This window comes from Candidatus Marimicrobium litorale, assembly GCF_026262645.1.
Taxonomy (GTDB): domain Bacteria; phylum Pseudomonadota; class Gammaproteobacteria; order Pseudomonadales; family Halieaceae; genus Marimicrobium; species Marimicrobium litorale.
In genome coordinates, this window is sequence record NZ_SHNO01000001.1 from 1,271,947 (window position 1) to 1,288,726 (window position 16,780).

A 16,780-nucleotide genomic window follows, 5' to 3' on the forward strand; every position below is an offset into this window, starting at 1 on the left:
CCCGGACATAAAAAAGGCCCGACGATGCGGGCCTGTTGCGATCGGCGCCAAGGCGCCGGTTGTAGGGTCAGGAATCTCCCATCTGCGCCTTGATCAGATCGCCGATGGTACCGGGCGATGCGTTCTCCTGCTCCGCGTCCTTCAGCGATTCCACCGCTTCTTTTTCGTCGGCCATGTCTTTGGCCTTGACCGACAGTGACAGCCCGCGATTCTTGCGATCTACAGAGGTAATTTTGGCCTCAACCGTATCTCCCAGCTTGTAGGAGTTACGCGCGTCTTCAACCTTTTCCTGACTGATATCAGAAGCCTTGAGGACCCCCTCTACCTCTTCCGCCAGCTTGATCGTCACCGATTTGGCATCAATAGCAACCACTTCGCCCGAAACAATGGCGCCGCGATCGTGCTCCGCAACATAGTTACCAAACGGATCGTCTTCCAATTGTTTGACGCCGAGAGAAATACGTTCGCGTTCCGGATCGATAGAAAGAATAACGGTTTCGATCTCGTCACCTTTCTTGTAATTTCGAACCGCCTCTTCGCCCGTTTCGTTCCAGCTGATATCCGACAGGTGCACCAGTCCATCGATATTGCCTTCCAGGCCAATAAATATACCGAAGTCGGTGATCGACTTGATACTGCCAGCGATCTTGTCGCCCTTGCTGTACTGCGATGCAAAAGCATCCCATGGATTTTGCTGGCACTGCTTGATGCCCAAAGAAATACGACGGCGCTCTTCATCGATATCCAGTACCATTACCTCAACTTCATCACCCAAGTTGACGATTTTGGAGGGGTGGACATTCTTGTTAGTCCAGTCCATTTCAGACACATGAACCAGACCTTCTACGCCCTCCTCCAACTCAGCAAAACAGCCATAATCGGTGAGGTTGGTAATGCGCGCATTGACACGACTGCCCTCGGGGTAACGACCGGTAATCTCAAGCCATGGGTCTTCGCCGAGCTGTTTAAGGCCGAGCGAAACACGGTTGCGCTCTCGATCAAACTTAAGAATCTTGACGTCAATTTCCTGCCCTACCTCAACAATCTCCGAGGGGTGCTTGATGCGCTTCCAGGCCATGTCGGTAATGTGCAACAGACCATCAACACCGCCCAGGTCGACGAACGCGCCGTAGTCGGTAAGGTTCTTAACAATACCCTTGACAGACATGCCTTCCTGCAGCGACTCAAGCAGAGCATCACGCTCTACGCTGTTGGCCTCTTCCATCACGGCGCGGCGTGATACCACCACGTTGTTGCGCTTCTGATCCAGCTTGATGACCTTGAATTCGAGTTCCTTTCCTTCCAGATGCACGGTTTCGCGTACCGGACGCACATCGACCAGTGAGCCAGGAAGGAACGCGCGAATCGTATTAATATCGACAGTAAAGCCGCCCTTGACCTTACCATTGATAATGCCGGTCACTACCTCGCCAGCTTCGTAAGCGGCCTCAAGGTCTTTCCACGCTTCTGCACGTTTCGCTTTCTCGCGGGATAGCTTGGTTTCACCAAAGCCATCTTCAACCGCCTCTAACGCAACCTGTACCTCATCTCCGACCGTCAGGGTGCAGTCACCATTGGCATCGATAAATTGTTCGCGGGGAATAACGCCCTCGGATTTCAGTCCCGCATGGACCGTGACCCACTCGTTATCGATATCGATTACCACTCCGGTAACAATAGCACCGGGCTTCATATCGACTGTTTTTAGACTCTCTTCAAATAAATCGGCGAAGGATTCGCTCATTACAAGGTACCTGTTATGTGATCGAGACGGCTTACCATCTCTCCGTGTCACCAGCCGACACGGGTCGTGTTGTATTGACTGTTTTCCCGACCATGGCTGGAGTCAGTCCGGAAACAGCGTCGTTGATTAAAAGCCAGAGTAAAAGCGATAATCGAGCAGAAAATCATTGCCTTGCGCCTAGGCAAGGCCTCTTTTCTCTACCTCGAGCAGTACCTGCGCGAACACTTCGGTAACGGGCATGGCACTACTATCAATAACAATGGCATCTTCTGCCGGCACCAAGGGCGAAAATTCGCGATTGCTGTCGCGGGCATCGCGCTCCTCGATATCCTCCAGAAGGCGCGGCAGACTAACACTTTCCCCCTTTGCAATCAACTGCTTATAACGCCTCTCCGCTCGCTCGGAGGCACTGGCTGTGAGGAATATTTTGAGGGGTGCTGCGCAAAACACGACCGTGCCCATATCTCGCCCGTCAGCTACCAGCCCGGGCGGACGCAGGAACTCCCGCTGCCTTTGCAACAGGGCTTCCCTTACTGTCGGAATGGCCGCCACTGTCGAGGCTCCGCGCCCACCCTCTTCAGTACGGATTTGCGCACTTACATCTATCCCCTTGCAGCTAACCAACACCTCGCCTGCGTCAGACACCCGGAATGCCACATCCAGATGACGAGCGACCTCCGTAACGGCACTGGCGTTATTCCAGCTTATGCCCTCCATTAAACAGGCCTGGCCCACTACGCGATATAACGCACCACTGTCCAACAGATGCCAGCCAAGGTGCTCCGCGAGCATATGGCTAACGGTTCCCTTACCCGAGCCGGAGGGGCCATCCACAGCGATCACGGGCGAGGCAAACGTCACGCCTGGCCACCGGTTTCCAGACGGAGGCCCAACTGCCTGGCCAGCTTATCGAAACCGGGAAAGGAGGTCGCCACATGGTCGCAGTCAAGCACGGTAATCATGTCCTTCGCGCGCAGAGCAGCCACCGCAAATGACATAGCGATGCGGTGGTCATGATAGGTGTGAATAACGCCGCCACCTAATTCACCTCCCTCGATAATGATGCCGTCATCCAACACCTTGTTGAAAACGCCGAGGGTAGTGAGGCCCTCTGCCATTGCGGCGATACGATCGCTCTCTTTGACACGGAGCTCTTCTGCCCCACGCAAGACGGTACGCCCACGGGCACACGCTGCGGCGATAAACAAAGCAGGGAACTCGTCAATGGCCAGCGGCACCTGCTGCGGTGGGATCTCAATACCGTGCAGTTGCGCATAACGTACACGGACATCTGCCACCGGCTCCCCGCCCACTTCACGCTTATTCAGCAGGCTAATATCTGCCCCCATCAAGGTAAGAATATTAAGCACACCCACACGGGTCGGGTTAATACCGACATGAGTCAACAACAGATCTGATCCAGGTACCAGGCTGGCAGCTACCAGGAAGAAAGCCGCGGATGAAATATCCGCAGGGATGTCGATATCGCACGCGCGCAGCTGTCCACCCCCGCGCAACGCAATGGCGCCGTTTTCAGTGTCCACCGGGTATCCGAAACCACGCAGCATGCGTTCCGTATGATCGCGGGTGGCCGCGGGCTCAGTCACCTCGGTGCAGCCCTGCGCGTAAAGACCGGCCAGCAGCAGACAGGATTTCACCTGCGCACTCGCCATAGGCAAGTCGTAGTGAATGCCCTGCAAGCGGGCGCCACCTGACACCTTAAGCGGAGGCCTGCCCTCGTCAGCAGCGGCAATCACGGCGCCCATTTTGGTGAGAGGGTCAATCACTCGTCCCATCGGCCGGCTGCGCAAAGACGCATCACCGGTCAGTTCCGCATCGAATGCCTGACCCGCTAACAACCCACACATAAGGCGCATGCCAGTGCCGGCATTACCAAGATCCAACGGCACTGCAGGTGCTTTAAGACCGTGCAGGCCCACACCATGCACCACAACCTGACCGTCTTCAGGACCCTCCACACTGACACCCATGGCCCGAAAAGCGCCCAGTGTTGCCAGCGCATCCTCGCCCTCTAGAAACCCGCTTATGCGCGTTGTACCCTCAGCGAGGGCGCCCAGCATAATGGCCCTGTGTGAAATAGATTTATCCCCTGGGACACGGGCTTTGCCTTGAATGATGCCCCCGGGTTTTACCTTGAAATGCATGAGGCCTCCGACCTACTTGGTCCGCTCCGCCAACACCGCGGCGAAAGCATCTCGGGCCTTCTTGGCTCGACTGAAAGTGGCAAACAGCTCGTCCCCGTCTTTCCTCTCTACGGCGACACGCAATTGTTCCAGATGTTGACCGAACTGGTCTATGGCCTCCAGAAGAGCGGACCGGTTAGCCAGCGCAATATCGCGCCACATGGTGGGGTCGCTGGAGGCTATTCGGGTAAAATCCCTGAAACCACCGGCGGCGCAGCGAAAGACCTCGTCACTATCCGGCAGGGACGACAGGGCATCGACCAGCGTATAGGCGAGGGCATGAGGTAAGTGGCTAGTGGCCGCCAACACAGCATCATGGCGCTCCACGCTCATCTCCACCACCTCCGCTCCGGTACTCTCCCACAGCCTTCGGATCAGTGCCACCGCGGCAGGCGCGTTGCCATCCTCCGGGGTCAGAATCACCCGGTGGTCGACGAACAAACGGGCATCTGACGCTTCTACACCACTGTGCTCGGACCCCGCAATAGGATGCCCCAGAACAAATTGCTGAGGCATCTCTCCGCAAATTTTCACAGCCGCATCCCGCAAGCTGCCCTTCACGCTGGCGACGTCCGTTACAACAGGGCCACCACCGTCGCGCGGCAACCTAGGGAGAATATCCTTTAGCAGGTCTGCTGCGGTGAGGGTCGGTGTGCAGATGACAAGAATATCGGCCGCGTCGATCGCCTCTTCGATATCAAGGGTAAAGTCATCAATCACACCGAGTTCGATGCCACGCTGCAACGATGCAGCGCGGTAGCCATAACCGGTAATTCGCTGACAAAAGCCACTGGCTCGGGCAGCACGAGCGAGAGAGCCCCCGATCAAGCCAAGCCCCATAATAACTAGATTGGCGCTAGCGTAGCTCACGACACACCTACAACACTGCCTGAGGGTAAGACCCAAGCGGTTTCAGCATAATGGACTGCTCTTCCAGCTCCAGCATGATCGCAGCGATATTCTCATCATGCAGGTGCCCTTCAAACTCGATGAAAAATACGTAGGCCCACTTCTCCGTTCGCGAAGGCCGGGTATCGATTCGAGTCAGGCTGACATCTCCTCGGCGAAAAGGCTCCAAAAGATGGAACAAAGCACCGGGCTTGTTGCGGCTCGAAACAATAATAGACGTCTTGTCACGACCGCTGGGCGGCACGATATCACGTCCGATAATCAGGAAACGCGTGGTGTTGTCTGAATAGTCCTCTATGTGGGTTGCCAGTTTTTCCAAACCGTAAAGCTCTGCCGCCATTTCCCCTGCCACCGCCGCAATACCGGCATGCTCTGATGCGAGGCGCGCCGCCTCGCCATTGCTACTCACCGCCTCGCGCTCCACGGCAGGCCAGTGTTTATCCAACCAATTACGGCACTGGGCAAGAGCCTGCTGGTGGGCGCAGATGCGCTCCACACCCTGCTCTACCGTCGCGGCACTAGCGAGCAGGTGTAGATCAATAGACAACTCAACCTCTCCCGCAATTTTCAGCGAGGAATCTATAAAGTTGTCCAAGGTATGACTCACCATTCCCTCTGTAGAATTTTCAACCGGGACTACACCGTAGTTACACTCCCCGGATTCCACCTGTGCAAAGACCGCGTCGATGGTAGCCTGGGGGACACAGACGGCAGCATGTCCGAAATGTTTGATCGTAGCGGCCTGCGTGAAAGTACCCTCAGGGCCGAGGAAAGCGGTATGCAGGGGCCTTTCAAGGGCCAGGCAGGCGGACATAATCTCGCGAAAGATGTGCGCCACACTGCCGCCGTCTAATGGCCCGGTATTGCGGCTAATAATATTCGCCAGAACCTGAGCTTCCCGCTCTGGGCGGTAGAATACTGGCGTTGTATTCCTGTCGCCCGGGGCCAACGCAGCAGCGGACTCTGCCATCTTGATCTCCGCCACCTGCTGGGCACACTCGGCCCGGCGATTGATCAGCGCCTGAATTTCGCGGTCAATAGCATCAATGTCTGCCCTGACCTGTTCTAAAGCCTTATCTTTTTCCATCTTGCCTGATCATCGCGTCTCTATGTGCTGTCCTGGGCCCGGGACCTCCGTAAAAAAACGATTTACGGCGTGCAAGGGCACGGTAAGCCAGACCGGTATTCTCACTAATTTAGTCCCGAAACGGAAGTGCACAATTCCCTCCGTTGCAACGGATTCGCGCGCAATGCTTGGATACAGCGTACTCATATCCCCCACCGGCGGAGATCAGATCGCTTGCCTGACGGCGTCAGCACCCGGTCAAAACCCACGATTGGGCCTAACCGTGACGGGCTTCGAAACCCTGCATAAACGCAATAAGGGCATCAACGGCGGCTTCCGGTACCGCGTTATAAACGCTGGCACGCATCCCACCCACCGAGCGATGCCCCTTGAGATTTAAAAGTCCGGCGGCCTCGGATTCGCTAAGAAAAGCCTTATCGAGATTGGCATCCGCCAGAGTAAACGGGATGTTCATCAGGGAGCGACTGGCCAGTTCCACCGGATTGGCATAAAAGTCACTGCTATCAATCGCCGTATACAGCTTTTCTGCCTTGCGTCGGTTGAGCACTTCCATGGCCGTCAATCCACCCTGCTCTTCCAGCCAGTCGAAAACCAAGGCAGCAAGGTAGAGGGAGAAGGTAGGCGGTGTATTGTACATAGAGTCATTTTCGTCAGCCGTTTGCCAGTTGAGCATCGCCGGGCAAAGGGCATGCGCTTTGCCCAGTAGGTCGCGACGCACAATTACCAGCGTCAGACCGGCAGGGCCTATGTTTTTCTGCGCGCCCGCGTAGATAGCGCCGTATTCCTCCACCGCCACAGGACGAGACAGGATTGTTGAGGACATGTCGCCCACCAGTGGCACATTTACCTGGGGTACCCACGAGAATTCGACGCCACCGATCGTTTCATTTGGCGTGAAGTGCAAGTAAGCCGCGTCGCTGTCCAACTGCCACAATTGCGGATCCGGTATGGTAGAAAATTGAGTTTCCTCGGAGCTTGCGACAACGTTCACGGCGCCGAAGCGCTTGGCCTCGGCAATCGCTTTCTTGGACCACTGCCCGGTATTGACGTAATCGGCGCCAAGGCTGTCCCCCAACAAGTTTAAGGGTACCGCTGAAAACTGCGTGCTGGCACCGCCCTGCAGAAACAGCACGGCGTAATCATCGGTAATGGACAACAGCTTCCGCAGCGTGCGCTCCGCGTGCTCGGCGACACCCACTACCTCAGGACTGCGATGGCTCATCTCCATGAAAGAAAGCCCACAGCCGTGCCAATTCAGCATATCTTCCCGGGCAATTTCCAAAACGGGCTCCGGCAATGCAGCCGGACCCGCGCAAAAATTAAAACTACGCGACATCGTCTATTCCTCAGGGACTATTTTTTAGCGAAAAAGGTATCTCAATCGACAGGATTGTCAGGGGCCGGCTCGCCGGCACTATCATCTGATTCTGGCTCGAGTTCGGGTTCGGGCTCCTCGATACGCTGTATACCGACCAGTTGCTCGCCGCCCTTGGTACGCACAATGCGAACGCCCTGAGTATTGCGTCCCTGAATTGACACCTCATCGACACGGGTGCGAACCAGGGTGCCCTGGTTTGAAATCAGCATCAACTCGTCTCCGGCAAAGACCTGTACAGCTCCCACCATCATGCCATTTCGCTCACTGGTAGACATCGCTATCAAGCCCTTTCCACCGCGGCCCTTGGTGGGAAAATCGGACACCTCAGTACGCTTGCCGTATCCGGTTTCACTTACCGTGAGCACCAGGCCGCTCTCCCGGGGAATAATCAGGGAGATCATCTTGTGCTCTGATGCAAGCCGGATACCCCGAATGCCGCGAGCCGTGCGGCCCATAGACCGCACATCTGTTTCGCGGAAGCGCACGGCCTTGCCTTCTGTGCTAAACAACATCACGTCACTGTCTCCCTGCGTGATCGCGGTGCCAACCAGTACATCGCCCTCCTCCAACTGGAGGGCGCGAAGCCCCACGCTGCGCTGTCGGGCAAAGTCGGTGAGTGGTGTCTTCTTGACTGTGCCGTTGGCGGTCGCCATAAAAATAAAGTGGCCCTCGGTATACTCTTCTACGGGAAGAATAGATGTGACTCGCTCGCCCTCTTCCAGAGGCAGCAGATTTACCATTGGACGCCCACGAGAGTTACGTCCGGCAAGCGGAATATGAAAAACCTTCAACCAATAGACCTTGCCGAGATTGGAGAAGCAAAGAATGGTGGCATGAGTGCTGGCGATCAGGAGGTGCTCGACAAAATCCTCGTCCTTTACCTGCGTCGCCGATTTACCCATCCCACCGCGACGCTGAGCCTGGTAATCGCTCAGGGGTTGTGTCTTGGCATATCCCGCGTGGGAAATCGTCACGACACGATCCTCTTTCGTAATCAGGTCTTCCACGGTGAGGTCATGCTTAGAGGCGGTAATCTCAGTGCGGCGCTCATCCCCATACTCGGTGACGATTTCTTCTAACTCCTCTCTGATCACCAGCTTGAGACGCTCCGGATCAGACAGAATATCGAGATAATCAGCAATTTCCTGCAGTTTTTCCTGATACTCGTTGAGCAGTTTTTCATGCTCCAAACCCGTCAAGCGGTGCAGACGCAGATCCAGAATTGCCTGAGCCTGGGCCGGCGACAGGTGGTATTGGCCATCACGCAGTCCGTATTGGGCCTCCAGCTCATCAGGTCGACAGGCATCGTCGCCGGCGCGCTCCAACATGCCCAGCACGTCCCCGGGCGCCCAGGCCTGCGCGAGCAGCTTCTCCCGCGCTTCCTGAGAGGTTGGCGAAGCCTTGATCAACTCAATGATAGGGTCGATGTTACTCAAAGCGATTGCGAGACCTTCGAGGATGTGGCCGCGCTCACGCGCTTTGCGCAACAGGTAAATGGTGCGGCGAGTCACCACCTCACGGCGATGGCGGACAAAGGCTTCGAGCACCTCTTTGAGATTCAGGACCTTGGGCTGGCCATCAACCAACGCCACCATATTGATGCCAAATACCGACTGCATGGCGGTCTGGGCATACAGATTATTAAGCACCACGTCGCCGATTTCGCCACGGCGAAGCTCTATCACCACGCGCATGCCATCTTTATCCGATTCATCACGCAGCTCTGTAATGCCCTCGATAGATTTATCTTTAACGAGCTCGGCGATGCGCTCAATCAAACGCGCCTTGTTCAACTGATAGGGCAGCTCGTGGATAATAATGGTATCCCGGCTGCGCTTCTCATCAGGAATCACCTCGGCCTTGGCTCTCACATAGATACGACCGCGACCGGTTCGGTACGCCTGTATGATCCCGGCGCGGCCATTAATAATTCCCGCGGTGGGGAAATCAGGCCCCGGAATATGTTCCATCAGCTCGTCCACGGTGAGATCGGGATCCCTGATGAGCGCGAGACAACCACTGACCACCTCTGTCAGATTATGAGGCGGTATATTGGTCGCCATACCCACCGCAATGCCCGATGATCCGTTGATCAGCAGGTTGGGTACCCGGGTAGGCATGACCGCGGGTATAAGCTCAGTGCCATCATAGTTCTCAACGAAATCGACAGTCTCCTTGTCGAGGTCCGCAAGTATTGCGTGCGCGATCTTGCGCATACGGATCTCTGTGTACCGCATCGCGGCCGCAGAATCGCCGTCGACGGATCCAAAGTTGCCCTGTCCGTCTACCAGCATGTAGCGCAGGGAAAACGGCTGAGCCATACGCACAATCGTGTCATAAACCGCCGAATCACCATGGGGATGATATTTACCAATCACATCACCTACCACGCGAGCCGACTTTTTATAGGATTTGTTCCAGTCATTATTCAACTCGTTCATCGCAAACAGGACACGCCTGTGCACTGGCTTCAGGCCGTCGCGCACGTCAGGAAGTGCCCGACCGACGATAACGCTCATGGCGTAATCGAGGTAAGACTTCTTCATCTCGTCCTCGATGTTGACGGGCAGTATTTCTTTGGCTATTTCACCCATGTGCTAAGACTTCCTTGAGGGACTGCGAACGCATTTTATCTGGCGCGACCGGGTCTCTTAAACGGACCATTTCCGGCGCGTATTCACATGCTCTGCGAACCTTGAATCGAAGGCCGAATTATACGTGAATTTACGCCCTCCCCGCTACGCTTTATGACTAAAAAACGCGCCCCGGGAGGACCGTGCGGAGGCATTTGCGGTTATACTCTGCCGCAGGCCGCTCCCGCCGCCTGGGCTGCACTGCCCCGGAGCACTCAATCAAGGGAACACGCGCGCCAGACAACGGGAAAATTTCTCATGGCCCCATCAGTCACAACTGTGGACATTCTGCTCAGGCCACGCTGGATCGTGCCTGTTATACCCCGAGGTGTGGTGCTTGAAGACCACTGCCTGGCCATTACGGGCGACAGTATTTCCGCTCTGCTGCCAAGGCAGGAGGCTGACAGACTGGACGCTCGGGAGATTATTGATCTGCCCGGGCATGCGCTTACACCGGGGTTGATCAACTGCCACGGGCATGCCGGAATGAGTCTGTTGCGAGGTTTTGCTGACGATTTACCGTTGATGCCCTGGTTGCAGGACCACATCTGGCCCGCCGAAAAAGCACACGTCAGCGCACAATTCGCCGCCGATGGCATGGAACTGGCTGTTGCAGAGATGGCCCGCAGCGGCACCACCACCTTTTCTGACCAGTTCCTGTTTCCCGATACCGGGGCTTCGACAGCGCAAAGACTTGGCATGCGCAGCCAGATCGCGTTTCCCATCTGGAATTTCGCCACACAGTGGGCCAACAATACGGATGAATACATCAGTAAAGGTCTCGCTGTGCGCGACCAGTTCAAACATAGCCCGTTAGTGCACATCGCGTTTGGGCCTCACGCGCCTTACACGGTCGACGAAAAAGACCTCGCCCGGGTCGCCATCCTCGCGTCCGAACTGGATGCCGTGGTTCATATTCATCTGCATGAAACCCGCGAAGAGGTGTTACAGGCGGTGGAACAGAACGGCGAGCGTCCACTGGATACGCTGCACCGGATTGGACTACTGGGGCCCCGAGCACAGTGCGTGCATATGACAGACCTTGGAAGCCAGGATATCGAACTACTGGCGGCTACGGGCAGTCACGTGGTGCACTGCCCCCAATCCAATATGAAATTGGCCTCTGGAATCTGCCGGGTCACCGAACTGATGGCTCAGGGTATTAACGTCGCACTGGGCACGGACAGTGCAGCCAGCAATAACGACCTCAACATGTTTGGCGAAATGCAGGCAGCCGCCCTGCTGGCCAAAGTAGCCACACGGGATGCAACCACCCTGCCTGCGGCGGACACGCTGGCTATGGCAACCATTAACGGCGCCAGGGCAATGGGGCTTGAGGATCAAATCGGCAGTCTCGAACCGGGCAAGCAGGCCGATGTGATCGCCGTCGACCTCACGGGCCCCGAAACACAGCCCGTTTACAATCCCCTGTCACAGTTGGTCTACTCCTGTAATGGCAGCCAAGTGACGCAAAGCTGGGTGGCAGGACAGGCTATCATGCGCGATCGCGAGCTACTGCAGATTGATCTGGACGCATTAGCCACCCGTGTTGACGACTGGCAACAGCGCATTAACGCCACACCGAGAGGGTGACAATGAACAATCCGGCTAATGTCGACCTGCAGGAAATTGCTAAATTTGAGGCACTTGCCTCCCGCTGGTGGGATCACAATGGCGAATTTCGACCCCTGCACGAAATCAACCCCCTGCGGGCCAACTTTATCGATCAACACTCCCCGGTGGCGGGAAACCGCCTGGTGGACGTCGGATGCGGCGGCGGCATTCTAGCTGAGTCTATGGCCCAGCGGGGTGCCGCAGTGACAGGCATAGACATGGGAGAGGCGCCCCTGTCCGTCGCCAGAATGCACGGACTGGAATCAGGGGTCGAGGTGAACTATCGGCAAAGTACCGCAGAAAATCTGGCTGCGGAGGAAGCAGGCACCTACGATATCGCCTGCTGTCTCGAAATGCTGGAGCACGTGCCAGACCCCGGCGCAGTCATTGCCGCCTGCGCCGCACTCACGCGCCCCGGGGGCTCGTTGTATTTCTCCACGATCAATCGCAACCCAAAGGCCTTTGCCTTTGCGATTGTCGGCGCCGAGCATATCTTGAAACTATTACCCGCAGGCACTCACGAGTACGCTAAATTCATTAAGCCATCAGAACTTGCAGGCTGGTTGCGTGAGGCCGGGCTGGTACTGGAGGGCATGACCGGGCTGACCTACAACCCCCTGACCAGTCGCTACCGACTCAATGACAGGGATGTGAGTGTGAATTACATGGTCCGTGCGAGCAAACCCGATCAATGAATCATGACAACAAGCGTTTCACAGGCACACTGAAGGCAGTCCTGTTCGATCTCGATGGCACGCTGGTTGATACCGCCGATGAATTCGTACCCGTTGTACAAACCCTGCGCGCAGAACATGGCCAGGGGCCCATGGAGCCCGGTCGAATTCGCTCCTCGGTATCCAACGGTGCTCGGGCATTGGTCAGTCTCGGGCTAGGCATCACTGAAGACACGCCCGGTTTCGAGGAAAAGCGCCTGCGATTACTCGAGCTTTACAGCGAGGTAGTAGGCACTCTTGCCTCACCCTACCCCGGCATAGACGCCTTACTACACGCACTGCAAGCCCGCGGCATAGGCTGGGGAATATCCACTAACAAGCCGCGCCCCTACACCGAGCCTCTACTTGAGAAACTGAATATTCAACCTGCACCCGGGAGTGTTGTCTGCCCGGAGGACGTTACGCACCGTAAACCCCATCCGGAATCACTGTACAAAAATTGCAAAGACCTGCAATGCGCACCGCACGAGGCGATATATATCGGCGATCACCGTCGTGATATCGAGGCAGGCAAGCGTGCCGGCATGTTTACTATTGCCGCCGCTTACGGATACATAGAACCCGGCGATAATGCCGCAGACTGGGGCGCCGATGCGCAGGCAAACAGCAGCGCCGCGCTGGCTGAAATGATTCTTGGAAAACAATAACAGGACGTACCATGGACGTTTCGATAATACCCACCGATTACCAACCTCGCGCAGACCTGATGAAAGGAAAGAACATTCTAGTTACCGGCGCGGGTGATGGTATCGGCCGCGCAGCTGCCATGGCCTATGCCGCACATGGTGCCACCGTGCTACTACTGGGTCGCACCGCAAGCAAGCTTGAGGCCGTATACGATGCAATCGAAGCTTCCGGCGCTCCCAAGCCAGCCATGATCGAAATAGATTTCGCCACCGCTCCGGAACAGAGCTACATCGACCTCGCGACTGAACTCGGGGGTGAGTTCAAGCATCTCGACGGACTACTGCACAACGCGGCATTGCTCGGCGACCGCCGCTCTATACAAAGTGCGGGGTACGCCGACTGGCAGGACGTCATGCAGGTCAATGTGAATGCCCAGTTCATTCTTACGCGCACCTTGCTACCGCTGTTAAACCTTGCAGAAAGCGCATCGTTGATTTTCACTTCATCCTCAGTGGGGCGGGTTGGCAAGGCGTACTGGGGTTCCTATGCCGTCTCTAAATTTGCCACTGAGGGCTTAATGCAAGTACTGGCCGGGGAACTTGAAAATACGTCCAACATCAGGGTGAACAGCCTCAATCCTAGGGCGACCAACACGGCAATGCGCCGGGCCGCGTTCCCAGCGGAAACACCCACCGACAACCCGTCACCGGAAGATATCATGCAGGGTTACCTGTTTCTCATGGGCGACGACAGCGCTGGCATTACCGGCAGGACGTTTGACGTCCGTTAGCGTCCGCCTTTCCGCGCAGCGCCACGACCAGTGCGCTTACCAAACTGACGCTCCATAACGTCACGCTCTCTCGCCGTGGCCCGCTTGATTTTTTTCGTTGGTAAATCGACCAGGCGATACAGTGACTTGATATCGGCTTCGTCCATTTCCTGCCACTGTCCCTGCTTGACTCTTGAAGGTATAAATACATTCCCGTAGCGCACGCGCTTGAGGCGCGACACGGTCAGTCCCTGGGATTCCCATAGACGTCTGACCTCGCGATTACGGCCCTCCATCAACACCACGTAATACCAGCGGTTTATCCCGTCACCTTCACCTTCCTGGATATCGGTAAAACGCGCTACCCCATCGTCCAGCCTCACACCTTCGAGCATACTTTGCAGCATCTCGGGCTTCACATCGCCCATGACACGCACCATGTACTCTCTCTCAACCTGAGAAGAAGGATGCATCAGACCGTTAGCCAGCTCTCCATCGGTGGTAAAGATCAACAAGCCGGACGTATTAAAGTCGAGGCGGCCAACTGAAATCCAACGACCTGGTTTGAGCGGCGGCAGGCGCCGGAACACCGTGGGGCGTCCTTCCGGATCGTCCCGAGAACAGATTTCACCGGTGGGTTTATGGTAGAGAATGCAGCGCACTTCCTCAGCAGCGCCGGTTGCCAAAGGGCGGCCATCGACACTGATACGGTCACGATCTCCGACCCGGTCACCCAATGTGGCCGCCTTGCCGTTCACCGTTATCCTGCGCGCCTCGATCCACCGCTCCATCTCGCGCCGAGAGCCAAAGCCCGCGCGTGCCAGTACTTTCTGCAGTTTTTCACCCGCAACAGGCAACGCCGCTTCGGTCTTCGAAGATCGTGGCGGACTGCCGGACGCATGTCTGGTGGTCTTGTCGGGCATGCCAATCAGGTCTGCGGGCTGGGGTCTAGCGGAACCGCGTCACGGGGCTCTTCGGATTCAGGGCCGGCTGACTCACTGCGCTCGGCTTCGCCATCGCCGCCCTGAACCGCGCGCTGCTCGAGGTCCTCAGCAGCCTCGGCCAGCGTAAGCGATTCGGCCTCCTGGTCTGTTCCTGGATGCTCAGTGCCCCCCACGACGGTCAGACTGGGGCGATCTTCATCACCCTCAGGCGCCTGCAGTTCGCCAAAACCGAGCTCCGCATTCAGTGTGTCCAGATCACGGATTTCGGCGAGGGCGGGCAACTGGTCCAGGCTTTTCAGGTTGAAATAATCCAGGAACTGCTTGGTCGTAGCGTACATAGCGGGGCGACCGGGGACATCCCGGTGACCCACAACGCGTATCCACTCACGCTCATGGAGCGTTTTAATGATATTGGTACTGACCGCTACCCCTCGAATTTCCTCGATTTCACCCCGGGTAATCGGTTGTCGATAGGCCATAAGCGCCAGGGTTTCTAACAGGGCACGGGTATAACGCTGGGGTCGCTCGTGCCAGAGCCGCTGGACCCAGGGTGCAAGAGGCTGACGCACCTGAAAACGAAAACCGCTAGCCACCTCCAGTAATTCAAATCCACGGCCGTCACAACGCTCCGCCACTTCCTTGAGCGCCTCACGAATCTCCGCTTTCTCCGGCTGTTCATGTGTCTCGAACAGATCAGCGAGCTGCGACACCGTCAATGCTTTTCCCGCCGCCAGCAGAGCTCCCTCGAGAATCTGTACCAAGCCTGTTTCCGACATATTACTCCGCCCTTGCCTTGACGTGGATGGGACCGAAACTCTCCGTCTGCACAATTTCCACCAGAGCTTCTTTGATCAATTCCATTAACGCCAGAAACGTCACAACCACCCCGAGCCGACCTTCAGTTACGCTGAATAACGCGACAAAGGGTACAAATTGTTCCCCCGTCAAGCGCTCGAGCACCTCACTCATACGCTCCCGCGTGGACAGCACCTCGCGTGCCACATGATGACTGGCGAACATATCGGCGCGGCGCATAACCTCGCTGAGGGCAAGCAATAACTCACGCATCTCGACCTCGGGATCCGGTCGCGCCCGATTAATCTCTGGCGGCTCCGCACTCGCCACCCAGCTGTCGCGCTCCTGTCGCGGCAGCTCCTCAATCTCCTCGGCAGCTTTCTTGAAACGCTCATACTCCTGCAGACGACGAATCAACTGAGCTCGAGGGTCCTCCTCGTCTTCGTCCACATCGGTGGAGCGTGGCAACAACATCCGCGACTTGATCTCCGCCAGCATCGCAGCCATCAATAGATACTCTGCTGCCAACTCAAACTGCATGGCATCCATGAGATCGACATATTCCATGTACTGATCGGTAATACGAGAAACATCAATATCCAGAATATCGATATTCTGCCGCTTAATAAGGTAAAGAAGCAGGTCCAGCGGACCCTCGAAAGCCTCAAGGATGACGGCAAGGGCCTGCGGTGGTATGTAGAGATCCTTTGGAAGCTCAGTAAGCGCCTGCCCCATCACAATCGCAAAGGGCATTTCCGCCTGCTGGGGCTGAGTTTCGAGGGGTGCGGAAAGATTTTCAGGGGGTGGGGAGGCCCGGTCCGCCTGTTCCTGCGCATCCGCTGCCTGTGCCTCCAGCTCAGCGCCGGGGTTGGTTTCGTTTCCTGACACCGTGATTTCTGCCCCCAACGTTTCTTCAAGTATACCTGAGAATGGCTCGCAATAGTGAGGGGGATCAAAGCAATATTTGCGCTTGGATGCCCTACCGCGTCCTGCAGGGGGTGCTGCCAGCGTCGGGCTGGACACAAAGGCGGGGGTGATTAGGGCCGTTGTCAGCATTGGTTCTTCCGCAAACGCCAGAAATCTATATAATCAACCCCGTGGGCGCCCGTAGCTCAGCTGGATAGAGTAACTGGCTTCGAACCAGTTGGTCGGGAGTTCGAATCTCTCCGGGCGCGCCAATTTAATAAAAAACTCTGGAGATGTGCCGACCATTCGCTCACACCCTTCAGGGCAACGCCCGGTCACGGCACCCGGGTACAACAGGTAACAGTGTGCAGAGCAGCCCTCGAACCCAGGGCCCCGCGACAGGTCGGATTAACTCGAGTAGGCGCGCAAAAAGACG

Annotated in this window: 14 protein-coding genes and 1 tRNA gene; 5 read left to right on the plus strand and 10 right to left on the minus strand. The window is 56.6% G+C overall.

Features of this window, described 5'->3' with window-relative positions; genetic code table 11:
• Positions 1–67 precede the first annotated feature (67 nt).
• From rpsA to gyrA, 7 genes are all read right to left on the minus strand, one after another.
• Complete coding sequence (rpsA, locus tag EYC82_RS05785; protein WP_279248597.1) at positions 68–1,744, minus strand: 30S ribosomal protein S1; 1,677 nt, start codon at positions 1,742–1,744, stop codon at positions 68–70.
• 177 nt (positions 1,745–1,921) lie between these two features.
• Positions 1,922–2,605 (minus strand): (d)CMP kinase, encoded by a 684-nt coding sequence (gene cmk, locus EYC82_RS05790; RefSeq protein ID WP_279248598.1) that lies wholly within the window; start codon positions 2,603–2,605, stop codon positions 1,922–1,924.
• Positions 2,602–3,909 (minus strand): 3-phosphoshikimate 1-carboxyvinyltransferase, encoded by a 1,308-nt coding sequence (gene aroA, locus EYC82_RS05795; RefSeq protein ID WP_279248599.1) that lies wholly within the window; start codon positions 3,907–3,909, stop codon positions 2,602–2,604. Before aroA ends, cmk begins: the two co-directional genes overlap by 4 nt.
• A 12-nt stretch (positions 3,910–3,921) precedes the next feature.
• Positions 3,922–4,818 (minus strand): prephenate dehydrogenase/arogenate dehydrogenase family protein, encoded by an 897-nt coding sequence (locus EYC82_RS05800; protein ID WP_279248600.1) that lies wholly within the window; start codon positions 4,816–4,818, stop codon positions 3,922–3,924.
• A gap of 7 nt (positions 4,819–4,825) precedes the next feature.
• The gene (pheA, locus tag EYC82_RS05805) at positions 4,826–5,944 is read right to left on the minus strand and encodes a prephenate dehydratase (protein WP_279248601.1); all 1,119 of its coding nucleotides are present in this window, start codon (positions 5,942–5,944) and stop codon (positions 4,826–4,828) included.
• A gap of 256 nt (positions 5,945–6,200) precedes the next feature.
• The gene (gene serC / locus EYC82_RS05810) at positions 6,201–7,280 is read right to left on the minus strand and encodes a 3-phosphoserine/phosphohydroxythreonine transaminase (RefSeq protein ID WP_279248602.1); all 1,080 of its coding nucleotides are present in this window, start codon (positions 7,278–7,280) and stop codon (positions 6,201–6,203) included.
• A gap of 41 nt (positions 7,281–7,321) precedes the next feature.
• Positions 7,322–9,916 carry a DNA gyrase subunit A gene (gene gyrA, locus EYC82_RS05815; protein WP_279248603.1) on the minus strand — a complete coding sequence of 865 codons (2,595 nt, stop codon included), beginning with the start codon at positions 9,914–9,916 and terminating at the stop codon, positions 7,322–7,324.
• Between the two features lie 297 nt (positions 9,917–10,213).
• On the opposite strand from gyrA, the gene EYC82_RS05820 reads away from it, so the two are divergent.
• The 4 genes from EYC82_RS05820 to EYC82_RS05835 are packed head-to-tail and all read left to right on the plus strand — an operon-like array spanning position 10,214 to position 13,720.
• The gene (locus EYC82_RS05820) at positions 10,214–11,548 is read left to right on the plus strand and encodes a TRZ/ATZ family hydrolase (protein ID WP_279248604.1); all 1,335 of its coding nucleotides are present in this window, start codon (positions 10,214–10,216) and stop codon (positions 11,546–11,548) included.
• A gap of 2 nt (positions 11,549–11,550) precedes the next feature.
• A complete protein-coding gene (gene ubiG / locus EYC82_RS05825) occupies positions 11,551–12,264 on the plus strand; it encodes a bifunctional 2-polyprenyl-6-hydroxyphenol methylase/3-demethylubiquinol 3-O-methyltransferase UbiG (RefSeq protein WP_279248605.1) in 714 nt (237 codons plus the stop codon).
• The gene (locus EYC82_RS05830; RefSeq protein ID WP_279248606.1) at positions 12,261–12,950 is read left to right on the plus strand and encodes an HAD family hydrolase; all 690 of its coding nucleotides are present in this window, start codon (positions 12,261–12,263) and stop codon (positions 12,948–12,950) included. Before ubiG ends, EYC82_RS05830 begins: the two co-directional genes overlap by 4 nt.
• An 11-nt stretch (positions 12,951–12,961) precedes the next feature.
• Positions 12,962–13,720 carry a YciK family oxidoreductase gene (locus EYC82_RS05835; protein ID WP_279248607.1) on the plus strand — a complete coding sequence of 253 codons (759 nt, stop codon included), beginning with the start codon at positions 12,962–12,964 and terminating at the stop codon, positions 13,718–13,720.
• Here EYC82_RS05835 and rluB read toward each other — a convergent pair.
• Genes rluB through EYC82_RS05850 form a run of 3 tightly spaced genes read right to left on the minus strand, consistent with a single transcriptional unit; the run spans position 13,717 to position 16,326 of the window.
• Positions 13,717–14,622 carry a 23S rRNA pseudouridine(2605) synthase RluB gene (rluB, locus tag EYC82_RS05840; RefSeq protein ID WP_279248608.1) on the minus strand — a complete coding sequence of 302 codons (906 nt, stop codon included), beginning with the start codon at positions 14,620–14,622 and terminating at the stop codon, positions 13,717–13,719. The two genes, EYC82_RS05835 and rluB, sit on opposite strands and share 4 nt — an antisense overlap.
• Before the next feature lie 5 nt (positions 14,623–14,627).
• Positions 14,628–15,419 carry an SMC-Scp complex subunit ScpB gene (gene scpB / locus EYC82_RS05845; protein WP_279248609.1) on the minus strand — a complete coding sequence of 264 codons (792 nt, stop codon included), beginning with the start codon at positions 15,417–15,419 and terminating at the stop codon, positions 14,628–14,630.
• 1 nt (position 15,420) lies between these two features.
• Positions 15,421–16,326 carry a segregation and condensation protein A gene (locus EYC82_RS05850; protein ID WP_423243915.1) on the minus strand — a complete coding sequence of 302 codons (906 nt, stop codon included), beginning with the start codon at positions 16,324–16,326 and terminating at the stop codon, positions 15,421–15,423.
• 213 nt (positions 16,327–16,539) lie between these two features.
• Here EYC82_RS05850 and EYC82_RS05855 point away from each other — a divergent pair.
• A tRNA-Arg gene (locus EYC82_RS05855) sits at positions 16,540–16,616 on the plus strand.
• The last annotated feature ends 164 nt before the right edge of the window (positions 16,617–16,780 follow it).